Annotated in this window: 22 protein-coding genes; 8 read left to right on the top strand and 14 right to left on the bottom strand. The window is 35.0% G+C overall.

Going from position 1 to position 21004, the window contains the following annotated elements; all coding sequences use genetic code 11:
• Positions 1-48: 48 nt before the first annotated feature.
• The 4 genes from EO244_RS08995 to EO244_RS09010 form a co-directional block, all read right to left on the bottom strand.
• Complete coding sequence (locus EO244_RS08995) at positions 49-1179, bottom strand: chorismate-binding protein (RefSeq protein WP_129254339.1); 1131 nt, start codon at positions 1177-1179, stop codon at positions 49-51.
• Positions 1176-1598, bottom strand: a complete 423-nt coding sequence (locus tag EO244_RS09000; protein ID WP_129254340.1) for a PaaI family thioesterase — start codon at positions 1596-1598, stop codon at positions 1176-1178. The genes EO244_RS08995 and EO244_RS09000 overlap by 4 nt, the downstream gene beginning before the upstream one ends.
• Before the next feature lie 139 nt (positions 1599-1737).
• Positions 1738-1929: a cold-shock protein gene (locus EO244_RS09005; RefSeq protein ID WP_129254341.1), complete on the bottom strand. Its 192-nt coding sequence runs from the start codon at positions 1927-1929 to the stop codon at positions 1738-1740.
• Between the two features lie 146 nt (positions 1930-2075).
• The gene (locus EO244_RS09010; protein WP_129254342.1) at positions 2076-2549 is read right to left on the bottom strand and encodes a Cif family virulence factor; all 474 of its coding nucleotides are present in this window, start codon (positions 2547-2549) and stop codon (positions 2076-2078) included.
• A 95-nt stretch (positions 2550-2644) separates the two neighbouring features.
• Here EO244_RS09010 and EO244_RS09015 point away from each other — a divergent pair, with 95 nt between their 5' ends.
• Complete coding sequence (locus EO244_RS09015; protein WP_129254343.1) at positions 2645-2959, top strand: cupin domain-containing protein; 315 nt, start codon at positions 2645-2647, stop codon at positions 2957-2959.
• Positions 2960-3020: 61 nt separating this feature from the next.
• Here the strand turns inward: EO244_RS09015 and EO244_RS09020 are convergent, their stop codons facing one another.
• The 8 genes from EO244_RS09020 to EO244_RS09055 all read right to left on the bottom strand — a co-directional run bounded on the left by EO244_RS09020 (position 3021) and on the right by EO244_RS09055 (position 8897).
• Positions 3021-3437 carry a DUF5606 family protein gene (locus EO244_RS09020; RefSeq protein WP_129254344.1) on the bottom strand — a complete coding sequence of 139 codons (417 nt, stop codon included), beginning with the start codon at positions 3435-3437 and terminating at the stop codon, positions 3021-3023.
• Between the two features lie 90 nt (positions 3438-3527).
• Positions 3528-4244, bottom strand: a complete 717-nt coding sequence (locus EO244_RS09025; protein ID WP_129254345.1) for a TerB family tellurite resistance protein — start codon at positions 4242-4244, stop codon at positions 3528-3530.
• 194 nt (positions 4245-4438) lie between these two features.
• Positions 4439-5032 (bottom strand): dephospho-CoA kinase, encoded by a 594-nt coding sequence (gene coaE / locus EO244_RS09030; protein ID WP_129254346.1) that lies wholly within the window; start codon positions 5030-5032, stop codon positions 4439-4441.
• A 56-nt stretch (positions 5033-5088) separates the two neighbouring features.
• Positions 5089-6090 (bottom strand): YbbR-like domain-containing protein, encoded by a 1002-nt coding sequence (locus EO244_RS09035; RefSeq protein ID WP_129254347.1) that lies wholly within the window; start codon positions 6088-6090, stop codon positions 5089-5091.
• A 192-nt stretch (positions 6091-6282) separates the two neighbouring features.
• On the bottom strand, positions 6283-6603 hold the full coding sequence (yajC, locus tag EO244_RS09040; RefSeq protein WP_129254348.1) for a preprotein translocase subunit YajC: 321 nt from the start codon (positions 6601-6603) through the stop codon (positions 6283-6285).
• A gap of 46 nt (positions 6604-6649) precedes the next feature.
• Entirely contained in the window at positions 6650-7099 is a 450-nt protein-coding gene (locus tag EO244_RS09045; protein ID WP_129254349.1) for a DUF1573 domain-containing protein, read from the bottom strand.
• A gap of 93 nt (positions 7100-7192) precedes the next feature.
• Positions 7193-7759 carry a manganese efflux pump MntP gene (locus tag EO244_RS09050; protein ID WP_129254350.1) on the bottom strand — a complete coding sequence of 189 codons (567 nt, stop codon included), beginning with the start codon at positions 7757-7759 and terminating at the stop codon, positions 7193-7195.
• A gap of 172 nt (positions 7760-7931) precedes the next feature.
• Entirely contained in the window at positions 7932-8897 is a 966-nt protein-coding gene (locus EO244_RS09055; RefSeq protein ID WP_129254351.1) for a transcription antitermination protein NusB, read from the bottom strand.
• Between the two features lie 482 nt (positions 8898-9379).
• On the opposite strand from EO244_RS09055, the gene EO244_RS09060 reads away from it, so the two are divergent.
• The 3 genes from EO244_RS09060 to EO244_RS09070 all read left to right on the top strand — a co-directional run bounded on the left by EO244_RS09060 (position 9380) and on the right by EO244_RS09070 (position 12868).
• Positions 9380-9763, top strand: coding sequence for a DUF3276 family protein (locus EO244_RS09060; protein WP_129254352.1), 384 nt, complete (start codon positions 9380-9382; stop codon positions 9761-9763).
• A 398-nt stretch (positions 9764-10161) separates the two neighbouring features.
• The gene (gene feoB, locus EO244_RS09065) at positions 10162-12663 is read left to right on the top strand and encodes a ferrous iron transport protein B (protein ID WP_129254353.1); all 2502 of its coding nucleotides are present in this window, start codon (positions 10162-10164) and stop codon (positions 12661-12663) included.
• Between the two features lie 7 nt (positions 12664-12670).
• Positions 12671-12868 (top strand): FeoB-associated Cys-rich membrane protein, encoded by a 198-nt coding sequence (locus EO244_RS09070; protein WP_129254354.1) that lies wholly within the window; start codon positions 12671-12673, stop codon positions 12866-12868.
• Positions 12869-12963: 95 nt separating this feature from the next.
• Here the strand turns inward: EO244_RS09070 and EO244_RS09075 are convergent, their stop codons facing one another.
• Together EO244_RS09075 and arcC are read right to left on the bottom strand one after the other, a co-directional pair.
• Positions 12964-13965, bottom strand: coding sequence for an ornithine carbamoyltransferase (locus EO244_RS09075; protein WP_129254355.1), 1002 nt, complete (start codon positions 13963-13965; stop codon positions 12964-12966).
• Between the two features lie 60 nt (positions 13966-14025).
• Complete coding sequence (arcC, locus tag EO244_RS09080) at positions 14026-15003, bottom strand: carbamate kinase (RefSeq protein WP_129254356.1); 978 nt, start codon at positions 15001-15003, stop codon at positions 14026-14028.
• Between the two features lie 555 nt (positions 15004-15558).
• Here arcC and EO244_RS09085 point away from each other — a divergent pair.
• The 4 genes from EO244_RS09085 (at position 15559) to EO244_RS09100 (ending at position 20997) form a co-directional block, all read left to right on the top strand.
• A complete protein-coding gene (locus tag EO244_RS09085) occupies positions 15559-16236 on the top strand; it encodes a hypothetical protein (RefSeq protein ID WP_129254357.1) in 678 nt (225 codons plus the stop codon).
• Between the two features lie 234 nt (positions 16237-16470).
• A complete protein-coding gene (locus tag EO244_RS09090; protein WP_129254358.1) occupies positions 16471-18924 on the top strand; it encodes an FtsK/SpoIIIE family DNA translocase in 2454 nt (817 codons plus the stop codon).
• An 89-nt stretch (positions 18925-19013) separates the two neighbouring features.
• Positions 19014-19658, top strand: a complete 645-nt coding sequence (locus EO244_RS09095) for a LolA family protein (RefSeq protein ID WP_129254359.1) — start codon at positions 19014-19016, stop codon at positions 19656-19658.
• Positions 19659-19821: 163 nt separating this feature from the next.
• Positions 19822-20997, top strand: coding sequence for a lipoprotein N-acyltransferase Lnb domain-containing protein (locus tag EO244_RS09100; protein ID WP_129254360.1), 1176 nt, complete (start codon positions 19822-19824; stop codon positions 20995-20997).
• Positions 20998-21004: the final 7 nt, after the last annotated feature.

Here is a 21004-nt window from a genome sequence, read left to right on the forward strand (position 1 = left end):
TTTTTTTCTTCTGAATACTATTTATGAGAGAAAGATGAAATCATCATATCAGCTAGAAACAAACTGATTGATTACCGACAATAAAGTTTGTGCCTTATGTTGCGTCTCTTCCCATTCCTTTTGCGGAATTGAATCTGCTGTTATCCCTCCACCGACAAATAAAGATAAATGATTTTCTGATAATTTCATGGTTCGCAAATTTACATACAAAGCGCAGTCTCCATTTGCATGAACAGGTCCCCAAAACCCCGCATAATATTCTCGGTCATGGCTCTCAACCCGCTTAATTAAATCGAGTGCTTTCGTTTTGGGTAAACCACAAACAGCTGGCGTTGGATGCAAAGCCGAAATTATTCTGGCTTTATTTTTAAAACTCAAATTAGCATCCGTTCTAAAGTCTGTTTTCAAATGAACAATCTGTCCGGCTTGAACGGTATAGGGGCCGATTTTCTCATAATCACAAATGGCATTATCCCTAAAAACACGTTCGATATAGTCACTCACAAATGCTTGTTCCTCAATTTCTTTATTTCCCCACTCCGTTTCCTGAATATGGTCTTTATTAATGGGCAACGTTCCGGCCAAAGCTACTGTTTCCGAATTGTTATTTTGAGATTTAAAAAGCAGTTCCGGACTCGCTCCCATCCATGAACAGATCCCCGGTAATGAAACAAAGGACACAAATGCATGTGGATAACACTGACAGAGCTGAAGAAACAAAGCAGCTCTCTTAACTTCTGAAATGCCTTTCTCAAGTTGAATCCGTGACAATATTGCTTTCTCCAAGCTCCCCGCTTTCAATTCATCTAAAAACGCTGCTATTTGAGTAAAATACTCATCTTGCTTACTTCCTGTAACAGTCTTATCTTCCTTCTCCTCAATTGTGTTTTTATATTGACTGAGAAGCTCAATTTCATCATCGCCAAAAGAACTAAAATTAAAATCGTCACGAATGAACCAGGAAGAATGTTGTTCAGTAGATACAAAAGGCGCCATTACAAAACCTGACAACCCATCCAAATCAGCGAAATCTGTATATTTCAATAAATCCATATCTTTTTGGATACCGATTTCAATATGCTGGGAATTGGGGTGTTTGTAAGCGTAAAATGCGAGATGATTGGCTAAACAGGTCGTAAGAACAGCTTCAGTTTTTTTTAATACGAAGTCCTCTTTCATAGCTGTTTCTTTAACACAACATTAGTCAGACGACAAATAGAAATTAACTTATCCTGTTCGTTACAAATTGTAATCTGAACAATATGACTCGTTCTACCTTTATGGATAAACTTTGCCTTAGCTCGAAGTGTCCCTTTTTTGATGCTGCGAATATGATTGGCATTTATCTCCATGCCTTTTACATCAAATCGATTCAGGTCAACATGAATGACAGACAGGGCACTACCAACAGATTCAGCCAAAGCGAGCGTTGCACCTCCATGAAGAATGCGCATGGGTTGATAATGTTTGGAGCTTACAGGCATTTCTGCAACAAGGTAATCCTCTCCAACTTCGGTATAAATTATTCCTAAATGTTCCATCAGCGTATCGGAGCTGATCTTATTTAGGAGTATCAGTTTTTCATCTGTGTTAATCATCTAACAAATATATAACAATACACAGAGATGAAAAACTTGAATACAGATAGATTTCAGGAAAATTTCAGGTGCTTTTCAAAATTCAGGACATAAAAAAAGCCCAATTCACATTGAGCTTTGACTAAAAGAATATGAGGAATTAGTCAATTTTTACATTCACAGCATTCATTCCTTTTTTTCCTTCAACAACATCAAAAGTAACAACGTCACCCTGATCAATTTTATCAATTAATCCTGTTACGTGTACAAAAATGTCTTCGTCTGTCTCATTGTTTTTAATAAAACCAAAACCTTTAGTTTCATTAAAGAATTTTACGGTACCTTGTGGCATTACTTAAATTTTTTGTTATTAATAGCGTGGTAAATTTACTTAATTTGATGAAATATAATAATTATGAGTCAATTATTTTTAATAATACGCAACAAATTTTATAATTATACTGTATTAGAGCTCAATATATGGCTGATCTAACCTGTTTATTCAGATTTTTCTTTGCCTAAACCACTACTTCCTGCATCAAACACAAATTTCCACTGATTATTTATATCCTTTTTCCAAATAGAAACGTAACAACCTCTATAGGTTGAATCGGGAGTAATATACTTGTAATAGCCATAAGTGTAAGCCATATCCATAGACGATGAAACATCAGCATATTGAGGTTCCCATGTTAAAATATGGTTTGTTTTTTCTGCTGATGACAATAAGGTTTTTATTTTCTCATTCCCAATGATAGGATAAGAATTATCCCGTAACATAACTGCTTTGGATGAAGCATATTTATAAAATGACTCGGCCATACCATATTCCTGCGAATAAGCAGAAAATGCCCGGTCTGTTTCGAGCACACTGTTACATGCATCAATTAAAGAGGTTGATCGTCCACATGAAATTAAACTCCATGTTAAAATTAAAAACAAACAAATCTGAATACAATTTTTATTTGGCATAGCTTTCCTTATTTTAGATTTCTAAATTACTAAAATTTATTCCAGCAATATAAGTCTAAAGTATGATGAACGAAACAAAATTTTAAATAGTTACTATGCATACACATAAACTCTCCCAAGAAGTCGAAGTTACAGGAATCGATAAAAAAGAAATTTATAACAACGGAACTTTTGAATCCTTAATTGTAGCTGTAAAAAAAGGTGTTGTCGTTCCCGCACAACCAGCTCCTGCCCATGCCGGTTTATATCTAATCTCAGGAAAAATTGAATTTGAAATTTCGGGCCTTAAAACCTGTGTCGAAGCGGATGATTTCTTTTCCTTTTCTGAAGGGGAATTACATGCCATTAAGGCTTTAGAAGATTCCAAGTTTTTGATATCCAGAAATACTATCGAAAAAGTTCAAGCCTAAATAAAAAACGAGGCTATCAAAATAATTGACAGCCTCGTTTTATTTTTTTCAAAACCGGTGTTTATTCTTCACCTGCAGTTTCTTCTTCCTCAGTTTCAACTTCATTCAACATATCGTTTTCCTGAAGAATATTGTACCATTGGAAAAGTTTCTTCATATCAGAAACATAGACACGATCTTCATCGTAGTTAGGCAAGATTTCTTGCATATAAGCTTTCAACTCGTTGCCAGATGCTTTATGACTGATGGCTTGGCCGCCATTCTCCTTCTCTTTGATATTCTTAAATACTTCTTGTAATTGAACATCTCCTTCTTCTGTAAAGATAGCGATATCCTCTAAAGCAGAAATCTTTGAAGTTGCGTGTGCAGGCATACGCTTCTTGTCGATTAAAGATTCAACGATAAAACCACTTTTCGAGTTTGAAACCAATTTAAACAGTCCAGTCTGTCCTGATATAGCTAATATTCCTTTCAACATATTGTCATTTTTTAGTTGGAAGCACAAAAATAAAATTCCGGACGGTTAAAAAAAATTAATTAATACTGTTTTTTAACTCCGATCATCATTTTATGCAAAAGCTCTCTCTTTTTTTATCTTTTCGTAAGCTTCACTCACTTTCTGAAACTTTTCCTTAGCAGCTTTCTGCACATCTTCACCCAAGTAGCTCACTTTATCAGGATGATACTTAACGGCCATTTTACGGTAAGCTTTTTTAATCTCATCATCGCTAGCCGTCTTATCAACTTCAAGCACCTGATAAGCCCAGCCGTTTTCCTGAATGAACATCGACTTTATTGAGTTGAAATCTGCAGATCTAATTCCCATGTGGTAATAAATCCGCTCAATCATTTTCAATTCAGAATCAGCTATAACACCATCAGCCTGAGCAATTCCAAATAAAAAATGTAAGAGTTGTAAACGTGAAGAATAATCAAGTTGCTGACTTATTTGTGTACAAACCTGCTCAACAGGAATATCACGATTTAAAATATCACGTAATATGGTTAATGCCTCTCCTGTTTTTTCGGTCCCAAAACTTTTGATCAGATATGATTTAACGTAATCAAGCTCCGATTTTAAAACTTTACCGTCGGCTTTCATCACAGCAGCTACAAGCACCAATAAGCTCATTAAAAAATCGCCTTGTGTTGTTCCAGGTCTGCCTGTTGCTTTTATATCTACGGAATCAAGAGCTGATCCCAAAAAATAGCCCAAAACACCACCAATGGGACCCAAAAATGCCCATCCTAAACCGCCAGCTATCCACTTTCCGAATTTTGCCATATTTAAATTGTATCGAATTTTATAATTGACCTGTCGCAAACTATTAGCCTTCTCCGCGACAAGTGTGAAAATCAAAGAAACAAAAGATGTCTGAATTAAAAACTTTTTTAGGCATGAAAAAAATCAGTGTTTAACAAAGTTTAACGCCAACATCCATACATCGCCCAAGCTTCATGCAAGTGCCAAATAATTCACTACAAGCAACTTAACTGCTCATGTATTGAAATGATTTGTGGTATAATCAGCTCTGAGTTATTATAGATTACAAAATCTGACAAATCTATCTTTGTTTGCTCAGAAACCTGCTTACTCATTCGCTCCAAAACGGATTGCCGAGTACACTTATCTCGCAACATCACCCTCTGAATTCGAATTTCAGGGTCAGCAGTAACCGTTATAATCCGATCAAAATTTTTATAGAGTCCCGTATCAAAAAGTATAGCTGATTCCTGAATAACGTATGGCACTTGTCCCTGCTCTTTCAACCAAGCCTGATAGTGCAAACGCACTTGTGGGTGCACAATCGTATTTACTTTTTTTAAAGCTTCATCATCATTAAAAATGATATTAGCCAATTCTGCACGATTTAATTCTCCCGATTCGGAATAAACCGAATCGCCAAATACTTCAATCAAACTTTCACGAATAGTAATATCGGTTTGCATAAGCTTTTTAGCTTCCGCATCAGAAGTATAAACAGGAACACCTAATAAGCTGAAAAAATCAGCAACCACAGATTTTCCACTTCCTATTCCTCCTGTTAAACCAATACTAAGTGGCTTAGTCATCAATTTCAATATTTAATTCATAATTAGTTCCCAAAGAAAAAACAACCCACTTAATTTCACCTATTTCTCTTCTCAATCAGGTAGACGACTTCCTCAGGATAAAACCTCACATTAGAAACATTCAGCGGTGAACTCTTAAGGTTAACTTTGATTTTATTAGTCAAGAGATCTATCGTTTTATAATCAATTTCAAGATCAAACAGTTCTGGGGTAACTGATTCATAATCCTTTAAACCAACCAAATAAGATATTTTTGCTTCATGCGGGAATAATCGTATGAATAAGGAATCAGGCAAATTAACCACTTTAATACTGACTTCTTGCTGAGCTTCAGTAAATTGTTCCACTGGCAACTCAACATCAACCTTTTTCTTTACATATTTTAACCCCTTTATCTTAACCAAACCAAGCCTCTTTTTGGTAGTTTCATTCAACTTTTTAAGCTCTAAGGTTTCAGTTTCAATCTGCGTCACACTATCAACAATAGCCTTAGCTCCAATTACCACAATACTATCGGGGCTTAATACAACATCACCTCCCAAACGAAATTGGGGTTCAAACTTGAGTTTTGAATTGAAATGAACCGGAATCTTTTTCTCAATTAAAGGTGAAAATTGAAAACTAATGGTATCAGGAGAAATATGAGTAACACTAATTGCTGATGATAGTTGAGCGGCAACAGCACTGGTAATTCTATCGGTTGAAAATAAAAAATGATCTTCCCCCTTTTTTACCAGCCTATTATTGGTATACTCATTCACGGGAAAATTAATCGATTGAAAAAAACTAAGTTTATATCGTAATAAATCAAATCCGTAGGCACGCACTGTCAACTTCAGTCTTGAAGGCAATTCGTTACTTAACAATTTTTTTGAAGGAAAGTCACTGTACGATACCGGGTAATTAACCGTAGTCGTATATTCTTTACTCAAAGCATTTAGAAACCAAAAGATGGTAGCCAACACGACAAAAAACATATAAATCACCAATTTTTTATTGGCTTTAATATTTTCCTTATCAAATACATCTTTAATCTGTTGTAAATCGGGTAAAGTCAAAGTCTTACATTTTAAGAGGTTAAGCCATTAGTCAAATTCATCTACAGAACTTTCCTTATGCTAATAATTCAAGCATGAATTTAAACAAAAAAAGCTATTACTCTACAAAGTAATAGCTTTTAGGCTAACAAAAATACAGGAATTGTATTTTGTAATATAATCAACAGTGAATAAACACTATTTTTTCATTTATTACTTCTGAGCTACATCACTCATATCCTTAATTACAGCAACCTTATCAACCTTCAAACGAGATTTGTCTTCTACTTCCATAATAATGGTTGTTTCGTGAAGCTCAACGATTTTACCATAAATACCTCCGGTAGTAACCACCTTATCACCTTTTTTCAATTCTTCACGGAATTTTTTCAACTCTTTCTGACGTTTCATCTGTGGACGAATCATGAAGAAATAAAAAACAACAACGATTAATACTAAAGGAAGAAAAGACATCAAAGGATTCTGACCTTCCTGAGGCTGTGCCATAAGCACAATGTTTAATAAATTAAGCATTTGAAATAAATATTAAATTAACAAATTAAATTTTCTATCTGAAACACTACTTCACAGTAGCGGTAATTTTAAGCTCTTTTACTTTTTGTTTTGTATTGGCAAATATTGTCAACACTTTATATTGTCTGCCACTTCTCCCTTTGGAATCAAACTCGACAGTAATCTTGGATTCTTCACCCACTTTAATCGGTTTATTAGTCCATTTAACTACGGCACACCCGCAAGAACTTTCAATGGATTTAATAATCAGATTTCCATTTCCAACATTCCGAAAGTAAAATTCGCAAACAACAATCTCCCCTTCCGAAACCTCTCCAAATTTATGTAATTCTTTAACAAACTCAAATTTTGGATAAACCTTCTCATCATCAATATTTTCTTTACTCTGAACCGACTCACTTTCTGATTTATTCTTAATATCAACAGTCTGCTTGCAGGATGTCAAAGGTGCTAAAAAGACGAATAATAATACTATATATCGGGTAAAAAAGAGCATCTTTTTATTTTTAACAGGTGCAATTAAAACAAAATTCAATCACAAAAATAATGAATTGTATTTTTTTAACGAAAAACTTAGATTTTCCGAATATCAAATGGGTTGAGACAAATGCTCACAAAGAATATTCGTTCCCAAAGCTATTAAAATCACCCCACCAATCAAGGTGAATTTCACTTTAACTTTTGTTCCCAGTTGGCAACCTATAAAAACACCAAAAAATGATAAAATAAATGAAACTACTCCAATTGTATAAACAGGGAAAGAAATAGCCATATCTAAAAATGCAAAATTAACTCCAACTACTAAGGCATCGATACTTGTAGCCAATGCCAAACCCATTACCACCAAACTTTTTTGAGGATTAAAGCAACAGTGTTCATCTTCACTTTTCAAATCATCATAAATCATCTTCCCTCCTAAAATAAAGAGCAAAAGGAAAGCAATCCAATGATCAAAACTTACAATATAGCTCTTAAAGCCAACCCCTATCAACCAACCTAAAATTGGCATTAATGCTTGAAAAAATCCCATATAAAATGCGATTCGAAAACAATGTTTCGGAGTAAATTCTTTTAAAATAAAACCTGCTGTAATGGAAATTGCAAAACTATCCATTGCCAAACTAACAGCTATCAAAACAACCTCAAGAAGACTCATAAATTTTTAAGACTTAAAATCAAAAGAAATACAATTCTCCTGACTCTATAAACAAAGTATGCCTGCATAAAATTCTATTGATTACAGAATTAAATGGCAGACACTTACACTCCCAGCATTCAAATAAACACCAATAAAAAAAGAGAATTACCTTCGTAACTCCCTTGTAATATTATACCTTAGCAGTTTTTGATTCTTCAATCAAACCCCGTCCTATTTTATTGATCTTACCTTCTTTCTGAAGATCCTTAATCATTTTATCAAGCAAGCCGTTAATAAAAGTGCTTGAATTGTTTGTACTGTAGTACTTTGCAATTTCAAGATATTCATTGAAACTTGCTTTCACCGGAATACTCTTGAACTCCTGAATTTCAGTCAAAGACATCTCCATGATTAGAATATCCATAAAAGCAATTCGCTCTAAATCCCAATTTTTGGTATTTTCCTTGATTAAGCTCAAGTTTTCCTCATGCTTCAAAATCGTCTTACGGAATAAAACTCTCACAAATTCTTCATCATCGCTATCCTTAAATAATGGCAATAATGAGGTGTGTTCGTTGTCGTCAGCTTTAAATTGCTTGATTGTGCGAACAACCATACTTAAAATAAACTCAATTTCATCATTCCAATAGATGCTCTTATCTTCCATCAAAGAATAGAAGTTTTCATCTTTAGCCAGAATATTCATGAAAATCTTTTCAACCAACTTCTTATCGGCACTATAATCATTGGCTTCAGCATTCATATACTTGCTGTACAAATCAGACTCTGTAATTGTTTTATACAAACGATTTACGAAACCATCCTGATCTGCCCACGAAATAGAATTCGATTGAAGATAGCTATTCAACTGAACATTCTCAGCCAATTGATTCAATACTTTATTCTCAATAAAACGGGTGTTGGGATGAATATCTACGGGAGTAGGTACCAATTTGTTGCGACCAGCTTCAATTTTCTTTTCAGCTATAAATGCAACATCTACAAGTAGTAGAAGCAGGTAATGATATAAATCGTAAGCTTTTCCAATACTGAAAAACAACTCTTTTTCGGCTTTTGCTAATGAACGATCATCATTCTTGTAATAAGCGTAAAGCATCTGTAACACTTTCACACGCAGCAATCTTCTACTAATCATACTTTTAAAGAACTTTGTTTATACCTGATTCAATGACACAAATATAAGTGTACATGACAAAAAATGAATTAGAATTTTGCCAAAACACAATATTTGGTAAACGAATCTTACTTATTTAAACTCGCTGCAAATGTAGCCATTTTTTTTAATCAGCCAAAGTTCGCTCTTCTCATTTTATTTACACTTTTTAAAAAGCACCTTACCCACTGGAAAACTGCACATTAGGAAGATAGCACAAGAAATATCATTGAAGGAAACAAATTTAAAATTAATTGATGACAACAAAATTCAGACTAAACGATTTTACTCCTGCAATTTAATTGAGGTAATTTAGGTGATTAAATAAAGTTCTGCCTCTCAGCTATTAAACAAAACAAAACTGAAATGTTCAGAATATTTTATCCGTTAAAATCAATTAAATACATATTTTTTTTTATTTTTGAGATATCAATAAACAAACAATTTCATAAATATATTCTGAAATGGAAGGTTACGATAGAAAAGAAGAATTCGTAAAGAAAAATCGTGAGGATATTTATTCGAATGCGGTTAGAGCTGGGAAGAGAACTTATTTCTTTGATGCAAAAGCGACTAGAAACGAGGATTACTACCTTACTATTACTGAGAGTAAAAAGCGATACGATAAAGAAGGCAATTTTACTTTCGAAAAGCATAAGATTTTCCTTTACAAGGAAGATTTCGATAAATTCGCAGAAGGTTTAATGGAGGCTATTGAGATACTGAAAGATGCGAATGATGATGATTCTGAGACACCCATTGAAGATATCGCGGGTACTTCTGAAATAATCGAAGGGCTTGAAGTAGAATCTTTCTCACAAGTTGAATTTGAAGATCTGACAGAATAAATCAAACACTTTAGGTGATAAAATAAACAAGAGCTATCGTTTAATTTCGGATAGCTCTTTTTTTCCACACAGCATTTTTCACTTTTATCTTTCCCCAAAATTTCTATAATAGGGTACTAATCTGCCACTTTCCTTAAAAAAAGATAAAACAATCTGTTTTACAAGCTAAAAAACAAGGCAACAATACCTAGATGTAGTGATTGTTTTTAAATTCATTTTCGTCTAGATTTGTACTAAATTAAAATAGTTACAATCAATGAACCATGCGGTTTGTTTAGCTATTGGAGTTATATTTTAGTCATGTTGCCGAAGCGTTTATTCAGTCAAACATCGGCATTCGTTTTTTTAGTGAATGAGAATTTCACATTCACGCTTTACATTATTGATACGCACCAAATATGAAGCTTTCTGAATTAACCGATAATCAAGAAGGTATTATAATAAAAGTACAGGGATATGGCGCATTTCGTAAGCGAATTACTGAAATGGGCTTTATAAAAGGCAAAAAAGTAACCGTCATTAAAAATGCCCCTCTTAAAGATCCTGTCGAGTACAGTATTATGGGCTATCAGGTATCCTTACGTCGAAGCGAGGCAGCCCTAATTGAAGTGATCACTAAAGAAGAAGCTGTAAATTTAAAGATCAACAACTTTGAAGGCACCCTAAACGATGAAGAACTTAAATCATCGGCACAAAAAAAAGAAAAAAATATTCATATTGCTTTAGTGGGGAATCCTAATGCAGGAAAAACAACCCTCTTCAATTTTGCCTCCGGCTCCAAGGAACACGTGGGAAATTACTCTGGTGTAACAGTTGATTCAAAACTGGCAAAGGTTCATCAGAATGGGTATAATTTTGATGTTGTCGATTTGCCCGGAACTTATTCCCTAACGGCCTACACCTCCGAAGAACTTTATGTGCGTCAGTATATTACAGAAGAATTTCCTGACGTCGTAATTAATGTTGTAGATGCCTCAAACTTAGAACGCAATCTATATCTGACAACCCAACTCATCGACATGGATGTGAAAGTTATCTTAGCATTGAATATGTACGATGAATTGGAGAAAAATGGGGCCAGATTTGATTACAAAGCTCTGGGAAAAATGCTGGGAATTCCTATTATCCCTACAGTTAGTTCAAAAGGGAAAGGAATAAAAAAACTTTTCGACAAAGCTATTGAAGTTTACGAAGGCAAAGATCCTATTGTTCGACACATTCATATTAATTATGGATCTGTTATTGAAAACTCAATTTCAAAACTTCAAAAACATATCAGAGCCGATCGAAATTTAACGGCAATTGCCTCTCCTCGATTTCTAGCCGTTAAACTGCTCGAAGGCGATGCAAAAGCTTTGGATTACATTGAATCTTGCTCTACTGTAAAAGAAATTCATGAAACACTGAAACAAGAAATCAAACTAATAGAATCCACTTATAATGAAGTCTGCGAAACGGTTATAACTGACGCAAAATATGGCTTTATTGACGGTGCACTAAAAGAAACTTATATTGAAAATCCGATTAAGCGAAGAAGAAAAACAGCTATGATTGATGCTTTCCTGACGCACAAATTATTTGGATTTCCTTTATTCTTCTTTTTCATGTTTATGACATTCTATGCCACCTTTCATTTGGGACAATACCCTATGAATTGGATAGAAACCGGCATTGCCTATTTGGGAGAATTTATTCAAACTGTGATGCCTGATGGTCCTCTAAAAGATTTGATTGCAGATGGTATCATTGGAGGTGTTGGTGGTGTTATTGTGTTCCTGCCCAATATACTAATCCTATTTTTTTTCATATCCTTTATGGAAGACACAGGCTATATGGCTCGTACCGCTTTCATCATGGATAAACTCATGCATAAGATTGGTTTACATGGCAAATCATTTATCCCTTTAGTTATGGGATTTGGATGCAATGTGCCCGCCTTAATGGCCACCAGAACTCTAGAAAACAGAAATGACAGAATACTGACAATGCTAATCACCCCATTCATGTCCTGTTCTGCCCGATTACCCGTTTATATATTAATAATCGGAACATTTTTCCCGGAGAACTCAAGTCTGGCTCTGTTTGGGGTTTACTTATTAGGCATTCTGTTAGCTGTAGTTTTTGCAAAAATCTTCAAAGCAAGTTTCTTTAAAAGTAAAGAAGCACCCTTTGTAATGGAATTACCTCCCTACCGTGTTCCCACGCTAAAGTCCACACTTGTACACATGTGGTCGAAAGGTGGAGAATACCTTAAGAAAATGGGAGGCATTATTTTGGTTGCATCTGTCATTATTTGGGCTTTAGGCTATTTCCCCCTTGATGTGGATTATTCTAAAGACTACGAAAATTTATTAGCGAAAAATGAAGGGCAGCTCAACACGGCTCTTCAAGCTGCAACACCAGCAGAACAAACCAAAATACTTGAGGACTACGAAGTATCAACAACAGCGATTAAGAATCAAATGCTTGAAGAAAAACAAGAGCAATCATACATCGGGCAAATTGGTAATCTTATAGCTCCCGTATTCCATCCTCTTGGTTTCGACTGGAAAATGACGGTCAGCATTCTCACCGGAATCGCTGCCAAGGAGGTTGTTGTCAGTACCATGGGAGTTCTCTACCAAACTGGTGAGAACAGTGATGAAAACAGCGAAGGATTAAGAAACAACCTACGAAAACAAAAATTTACCGGAACATACCGAAATGGAGAGAATGTGTTTGATACCGCTTCTGCCCTCTCTTTCCTGATTTTCATTCTCATCTATTTCCCTTGTATCGCTGTAGTAGCAACCATTGCAAGAGAAGCTAATTGGAAATGGTCAGCATTTGTAGTAACTTACACGACCGCTTTAGCCTGGTTGGTATCCTTTGTTGGCTATCATATCATTAATTTTTTATAAGCACGTTATGAGTTTTCAACTTTTTACGACATACTTAATCATTTTAGCTGCTGTAAGCTATTCGCTTTATCACTTTTATAAAATGATAAAACCCAATAAAAAAACATCACTTTGTGGTGGTTGTTCATCTTGTAATATTAAAAAAGAATTGATTAAGAATAAGATTAAAATTGATGAACTAAGAATGGTTAACCCTGAAAAATAAACCTGAAACGACTTCAGGAAAAACAGAATAATATTTGTCAGAAAAAAAGGCTCTTGGAAAACCAAGAGCCTTTTATATATTAGATACTATTGAGATTATGCACCCAAAGTAGCTACCATTACAGCTTTAATAGTATGCAAACGGTTCTCAGCTTCGTCGAACACGATAGACGCTGGAGATTCGAATACATCCTCAGTAACTTCTACACCATCAAGACCAAACTTCTGGAAAACTTCTTCTCCAACTTTAGTCTCTCTGTTATGGTATGCAGGAAGACAGTGCATAAACTTACACTTCTCGTTTCCTGTAGCAGCCATCAAGTCAGCGTTAACCTGGTAAGGTTTCAAGATACCAATTCTTTCTTCCCATACTTTATCAGGCTCACCCATTGATACCCAAACGTCAGTATAAAGGAAATCACATCCTTTTACACCAGCTTTTGCATCATCAGTAATAGTGATAGTCGCACCAGTTTCTTTAGCAATCTCCATACATTGAGCTACCAATTCAGCTTCTGGCTGAAGACCTTTAGGACCAACGATTCTTACATCCATACCCATTTTAGCAGCACCTACCATTAATGAGTTAGCCATATTGTTACGAGCATCACCTAAGTAAGCAAATGAAACCTGATTCAATGGCTTATCAGAGTGTTCCATCATAGTTAAGAAGTCAGCTAAAATTTGAGTTGGGTGAAACTCATCAGTTAAACCATTCCAAACTGGTACACCAGCATGCTTAGCCAACTCTTCAACAATAGCTTGTCCGTAACCACGGTACTCAATACCATCGTACATACGACCCAATACGCGAGCTGTATCAGCCATTGATTCTTTCACACCAATTTGAGAACCTGAAGGTCCCAGGTAAGTTACGTGAGCTCCTTGATCGTAAGCCGCAGTTTCGAATGCACAACGCGTACGAGTTGAAGATTTTTCAAATATCAAAGCGATATTCTTACCCTTCATAGTCTGAACTTCAGTTCCAGCATATTTAGCTCTCTTAAGATCTCTGGCAAGATCCAACATGTATTGCATTTCCTTTGGAGTAAAATCCAATAACTTCAAAAAGTTTCTGTTTCTTAAATTAAAACTCATGGTATTTATTTTTTTTGATTACGATAACAAAAGTAATTATAATCTGATATTAATATTTATTTAAGCAAGATGATTGACATCTTTTTCGTCATACTCCATAGTAATCTTAGTGCCGTAAGATTTATCTTCAAGCTTGGTTGCTTCAGTAATTACTGATTTACCACCTCCATTTTCGATAAAACTTAAACAAGCACGGATTTTTGGAGCCATAGATCCTTCAGCAAAAGTACCGTCTTCCAAATATTTCATTGTATCTGCATGATTCAAGAACTCAAGTTTTTCTTCGTTTGGTCCTTTAAAATCCTTGTATACGAATGATACGTCAGTCAGAATATAAAATTCGTCAGCCTTAACACGAGCACCAATCAATGCAGAAGCTAAATCTTTATCGATAACAGCTTCAACCGGGCAAAGGTTACCATTTTCATCTTCAGAAACGGGTACACCACCACCACCAACAGTAATTACAATATTTCCCTGACGAGCCAAGTTCTCAATAACTTTCTCATTCATCACACGGATTGGTTTTGGTGAAGGTACAACACGTCTCCATCCACCATCAGCTTTCACTTCTTCTTTGAAAATCCATCCCTTTTCTGCAGTCAGCTTATCAGCTTCTTCTTTGGAATAAATCTTACCAACACGCTTAATTGGATCAGCAAAAGCCGGATCATTCTTATCTACAACAACTTGAGTCACCAAAGTCACCACATCTTTTTCGATGCCATTTGCTTTTAGCACATTACGCAAGTTTCTTTCAATCATGTAACCAATGCCACCTTGTGAGTCAGCAACATCAATATCTAAAGGCATCTGAGGAATGTTGTAAAGTTGTTCTCCTGCATCATTTCTCATCAATATGTTCCCAACTTGCGGACCATTACCATGAGCAATAATAACATCATACCCTTCTTTAACAAGGAAAATAAGATTTTCAAGAGTATCTAAAGTATTTTGACTTTGTTCTTCAACTGTTCCTCTTTGATTACCTCTCAACAAGGCATTTCCACCTAATGCTACAACTGCTAATTTATTCATTATAGGTTTTTTATTTATGTTGTTTGAAAATTGTGCTACAAAACTAGAACTTTTATCAATATTTCAATGGATTTTAATATTTTTTAGAAACATTTTTACTAACTGTTATTCAGCACCTTAAACGACTAAACTTTTACTGTAAAATATAGACCAAGCTAAAAAATTGAAATTCAACACTCAGACTTTTTAAAAGAATACACACGTTTGCATTTACAATAAACTTTTACTGTTATGTTCAAACAAGGCATTTCCTGAAAAATGCATTATACTTTTCATATTTTTTATATTTATGAACACAAAAAAACGCTTATTTTATCTTTTTAGTTACACAAAATGATAAAATCAATCTTTCTTAACAAAAAGAATCAGTAAGAAAAACGAAAACTAAAAATTAATCGTATTTAGAATAAATATGCATTCACACCACAAAGAGAGTTTTTTACAAAGTAATTCATTACTTTCACCCTGAAATAAGATAAATACATGTAAGAAACATCCTAAAAACGTGATTCAATTCTGCTTTTATCTATTTTTAATACCCGATAAATCGCCTATATGAAACATACAACCCTTATACTGATTGTTTTACAACTTCTAGTATCCTGTTCAAGTAAATCAGATAAAAATAAACCTGAAGCCGAAGGGACTATCACTTATAATGTATGCTACGAAACCAAAGAAGATGTGAACCCCATTGTTGCATTGCTTCCAACCCAGGTTGAGTATAAATTTAAAAACAATAATATCTCCATTCTATCTGAAGGATATTTAGGTTTTTTCAGTACCCGCTTCATTTCAAAATACAAAGCCCCAAACAGTTCGATTCTTTTCAAAATTCTGAATAATAAAATGAACTATCAATTTTCAAGCGATGAAATTCCTTTTATATATAACCACAAACTTGCAACGAATATCAAATATCTAAAGACTGATCGGGTTATTGCGGGCTATAAATGCAAATTAGCTCGTGTTTATATTGAAGAATTGCCCGACCCCATTGATGTTTATTATACACAGGACATCTACTTAAAAGACCCAAACAGAAACACTCCTTTTAATAAAATTGATGGTGTTTTACTTGAGTTTGAAACAACAATGAACAAGATTAAAGCTAAATTTTCAGCACAAAATATTAGCTTAACACCTGTCAGTAAAGAAGAATTCCTAATTCCATCTGACTATATAAAATCAGATGCCAAAACAATTATCAAATATGTCTCTAACTTCAATTAAGACATCCTTTTTTTTCGCTAAGATTACTCATTCGTGCTGAAAACAACTCTATCGAACCTTCTTAATCCTATAGAAAAGACAGATCATTCATGATTAACTTCCATTAACAAAATCATTCTCTTTAGTTTCTAATCACATAGAATCACACCCGAATATCTCTACCCTTATTCATGTGGAATTACGCCCTATTTTTATTACTTTCACATCAGATTATAAGCAGGTAAAACATATTCAATGGCAAAAAAAAGAAATACGAAAGCAAAAACGATTGGGTTTAAAAAGCCATCTTTTCTAGTGGATGAACGCATTCGGTTCATTTTAGGAATTAGTTCAAGTTTATTCACAATATATCTTGGACTCGCATTTGTATCCTTCTTTTTTACAGGAGGTGCTGATCAATCCAAATTAGACATACAATTACTTGATTTACTCGTAAATTCGGGGATTCGGGTAGAAAACTGGACGGGTAAAACCGGTGCATTCCTTTCGAATCTCCTTATAAACAAAGGATTTGGGATAGCTGCCTGTTCCATTCTTTATGTTCTCACTGTTCTTTCAATCCGTTTATTTGGAATAAAAACACATTCGCTCAAAAAAAGCGTTCTCTACACCCTCCTTTTTAGTATTTGGTGCTCAGTTTTACTTGCCTTCCTTTTTGTTGATTCTGCAAGTACAAGTTTCTTATATCTGGGAGGAATTCATGGTTACTTCATTAGTGAGTGGTTGATCTCTCTTATCGGAAATGTGGGTACTCTTTTTGCTATTATCATTTGTTTTTTCACTCTGATCGCTTTTGGTTTCAACAATTCTGTTAGCAACATAAAGAAACTTTTTAAAAAGAAAGTTAAAGCGGAAATGAACGATTTGGAAGAAGACGACGACGCAGAAGAAGAAATTGAAAACGAAGCAACTTTTCAGGACGAGCTCCTTACAAACCCGAATCAAACTGAAGAAACACATTATCAACAATTTGACATTGAACTCGAAGAAGAATTCAATTCAGAATTTGAAGACGAGTTACCAATTGATGAAACCAATGAAATAGATCTTGATATTGAGTCTGATTTTGAACCAGCCCCTGAAACCAATACTCAGAAACCAGAAGATGATGATGTCGAATTAACCATTGAAACAACCCGAATAAGAGAAGAAAGTGTTTCAATCAATCATACTCCTATGGAGGATTTTGATCCAACACTCGACCTTTCAAACTATAACTACCCGGGTCTCGATCTTTTGGAAGATCACCACATCAACAACTCTGAAGTAAGTAAAGAAGAGCTTGAAAGTAATAAAATCAAAATTGTTGATACGCTGCGCAATTATAAAATTGAGATTACTCAAATTAAAGCAACCATCGGCCCAACCGTAACCCTCTACGAGATTGTGCCGGCTCCTGGCGTGCGTATTTCAAAAATTAAGAATCTTGAAGATGATATTGCCTTAAGTTTAGCCGCTTTGGGTATTCGAATTATTGCACCAATTCCTGGCCGGGGGACCATTGGTATTGAGGTTCCAAACAGAACGCCGGAAATTGTTTCGATGAAAAACATCATCGCATCGAAAAAATTCCAGGAGTCAAAGCATGCTCTACCCGTAGCTTTGGGCAAAACCATTTCCAACGAAACCTATACACTTGATTTGGCAAAAATGCCTCACTTACTTGTTGCAGGTGCTACCGGACAAGGTAAATCGGTTGGTTTAAATGCGATTATTACCTCTTTACTTTATAAGAAGCATCCATCGCAACTTAAATTCGTCTTAATTGACCCTAAAAAGGTTGAATTAAATATCTACTCAACCATTGAAAAGCATTTCCTGGCCAAACTTCCTGAAGAAGAAGAGGCTATTATTACTGATATTCATAAGGTAATTGCAACACTTAATTCTCTTTGTGTTGAAATGGATGCCCGTTACGATCTGCTGAAAAAAGCTCACGCGCGTAATATCATCGAATACAATAAAAAGTTTGTCACTCGCAAGCTAAATCCTGAAAATGGACATCGCTACTTACCCTATATCGTTGTTATTATCGATGAGTTTGCCGATTTGATTATGACTGCCGGTAAGGAAGTTGAAACACCAATTGCCCGTATTGCACAGTTGGCACGTGCTATTGGTATACATATGATTATAGCTACCCAACGACCATCAACCAATATTATTACGGGTGTGATTAAGGCCAATTTCCCGGCACGAATCGCCTTTAAAGTAGCCTCAATGATTGATTCACGTACTATTCTTGATAGTCCCGGAGCCAATCAGCTTATTGGTCGGGGGGATATGCTGATATCAGTGGGCAGCGATTTGGTTCGTGTGCAATGTGCTTTTGTTGATACACCAGAAGTTGAAGCTCTTACACAATACATTCAAAAACAACAAGCTTATCCATCTGCGCTGATGTTACCAGAGTTTGTAGCTGAAAGTTCAGAAAACACAGCAGATATTGATTTACAAAAACGGGATGCTCTTTTCGAAGAAGCGGCACGCTTAGTTGTGAGCTCACAACAAGGTTCAACTTCAGCAATTCAACGACGCTTCTCAATTGGTTACAACCGTGCAGGCCGAATTGTCGACCAGCTTGAAGCTGCCGGAATTGTAGGCCCTTTTGAAGGAAGTAAAGCCCGTCAGGTATTGGTTACTGATGAATATTCATTGGAAAAACTATTATCTCAGGTTTTAGCTTAAACTGGCATAATAATTGAATAAATCTTAAGCGTAAAAAAAATATATAACAAGTTCTCAGTCTGATTTGAATCAGATATAAATTTTAAAGTATGACGAAATATTTTTCACTTCTAATTATCACTCTTTTGAGCCTAAATCTTTCAGCTCAGGAAAATAAAGCCAAAACCATCTTAGATCAGGTTTCAGAAATAAATAAAAAATACAGCAGTATTAAAGCTGAATTTAGTTTCAAGATGGACAATGCTGAAGAAGATGTTCATGAAAATTCAGAAGGAAGTATTATTCTAAAAGGCAACAAGTACCGCCTTTATTTAATGGATGTTTACACCTATTTTGATGGTAAAACCATCTACCAGCATTTAGTTGATGCTGAAGAGGTAAATATTAAAGAAGCCAGTGAAGAAGATGAAGAAAAAGGATTAAATCCGACAAAAATTTTCACCCTTTATGAAACAGGATTCAAATTCAGTTACGTTGAAGAACAGACAACTCCGGCTGGTGTTTTTCATGTGATCGATCTTTTCCCATTGGATAAAACAAGACCCTTTTCAAGAATTAGATTGCATATCGACACGAAAAGCTTAGAAATAAAATCCTTGGTATCAATCGGAAAAGATGGTAACAATATTACGATCAAGATCAAGAAATTTGAACCGAACCTGGATTTTAAAGATTCTGATTTTGTCTTCGACCAAGCCGCTCATCCTGATGTGGAAGTTGTAGATATGAGATAATTGCATACAACAACATTTTTTTTCGAACTGCCCTTTTCTGTTTCAGATTAGGGCAGTTCCAGTTTAAAGGCATCTTATTTATTAAAAAGTAGAAATCTTCATCAAGCTATTTAACAAGCTCCCTACAAAAATTATTATCTTCGGGGACAAATTAAACACAACTATGCGACATCTATTCATACTTTTTTTTCTTACTCTATTATTTGTTAACCCAACGAGTAAACTGCTGGCACAGGAAAACGCTGACAAAACTAAAATCAGTATTCTGACTTGTTCTCCCGGACTGGAACTCTACTCTCTTTTTGGACATTCGGCCATCCGAGTTCAAGATCCTGAAAGAAGAATGGATGTGGTTTTTAATTATGGGAATTTTGATTTTAACACACCTAATTTCTATGTGAAATTTATACGAGGGAAACTAAAATACAACCTTACCGCCAATCATTTCAGAGATTTCAAAGCTGCCTATAAAAGAGATAAACGTTCGGTCGTAGAACAAGAGTTAAACTTAGATTCAATCTCAAAACAAAAACTAATACACGCCCTTTGGGAGAATTACAGACCAGAGAATCGCTATTACTCATACGACTTTCTATTCAACAACTGTTCAACTCTTATTCGTGATATTCTACCCCGGGAGGCCAGTAGTAAAATTGAATTTGAAAATCCAAACCAGGAATCAAATCGAAGTTTCAGAGATTTGCTTAACCTTTATTTAAAACAGACGCCCTGGATTTACACAGGTATCCATTTGGTTTTAAGCCAACCCTGCGATGCCAAAGCAACAAACTATAAGGAAATGTTTTTACCTGATATGCTTAAAGCGGGTTTCGATCATTGCCAGATCACCGTGGATAATCAAACAAATAAACTGGTCCGAAAAGAAAATATAATTCTGAGTGAAACTGCTGTTCAACCAAAAACAGCCTGGTATTTACATCCAACCTTCATTTTTGGATTAATTGCATTTATAGGTCTCATGCTAACACTAAGTTCTGTCAAAAATAAAAAACGATTTGTTTTACTCGACGTATTGGTTTTTGGCAGCACATCTCTGTTAGGCATCGTTATTTTATTCCTTTGGTTTTTCACCGATCATCAAGCTATGGGTCCCAATTGGAATATACTTTGGGCCTTACCAATTCATTTGCCTTTGCTCCCTGTCCTGTTTAAGAAAAATAGACCGACCTGGATCAAAAACTATTTCAAGTACCATTCAATCTTCCTGTTGATTTTTATAGCTGCATGGCCAATACTGCCACAAAGTTTGCCTTATACCATTTTACCTTTTGTGGTCTTAATTCTTATTCGATCAATTTTTAATGCAACCCGTTCCTAACCCCTAA

The organism is Ancylomarina salipaludis, from assembly GCF_004122035.1.
GTDB classification, from domain to species: domain Bacteria; phylum Bacteroidota; class Bacteroidia; order Bacteroidales; family Marinifilaceae; genus Ancylomarina; species Ancylomarina salipaludis.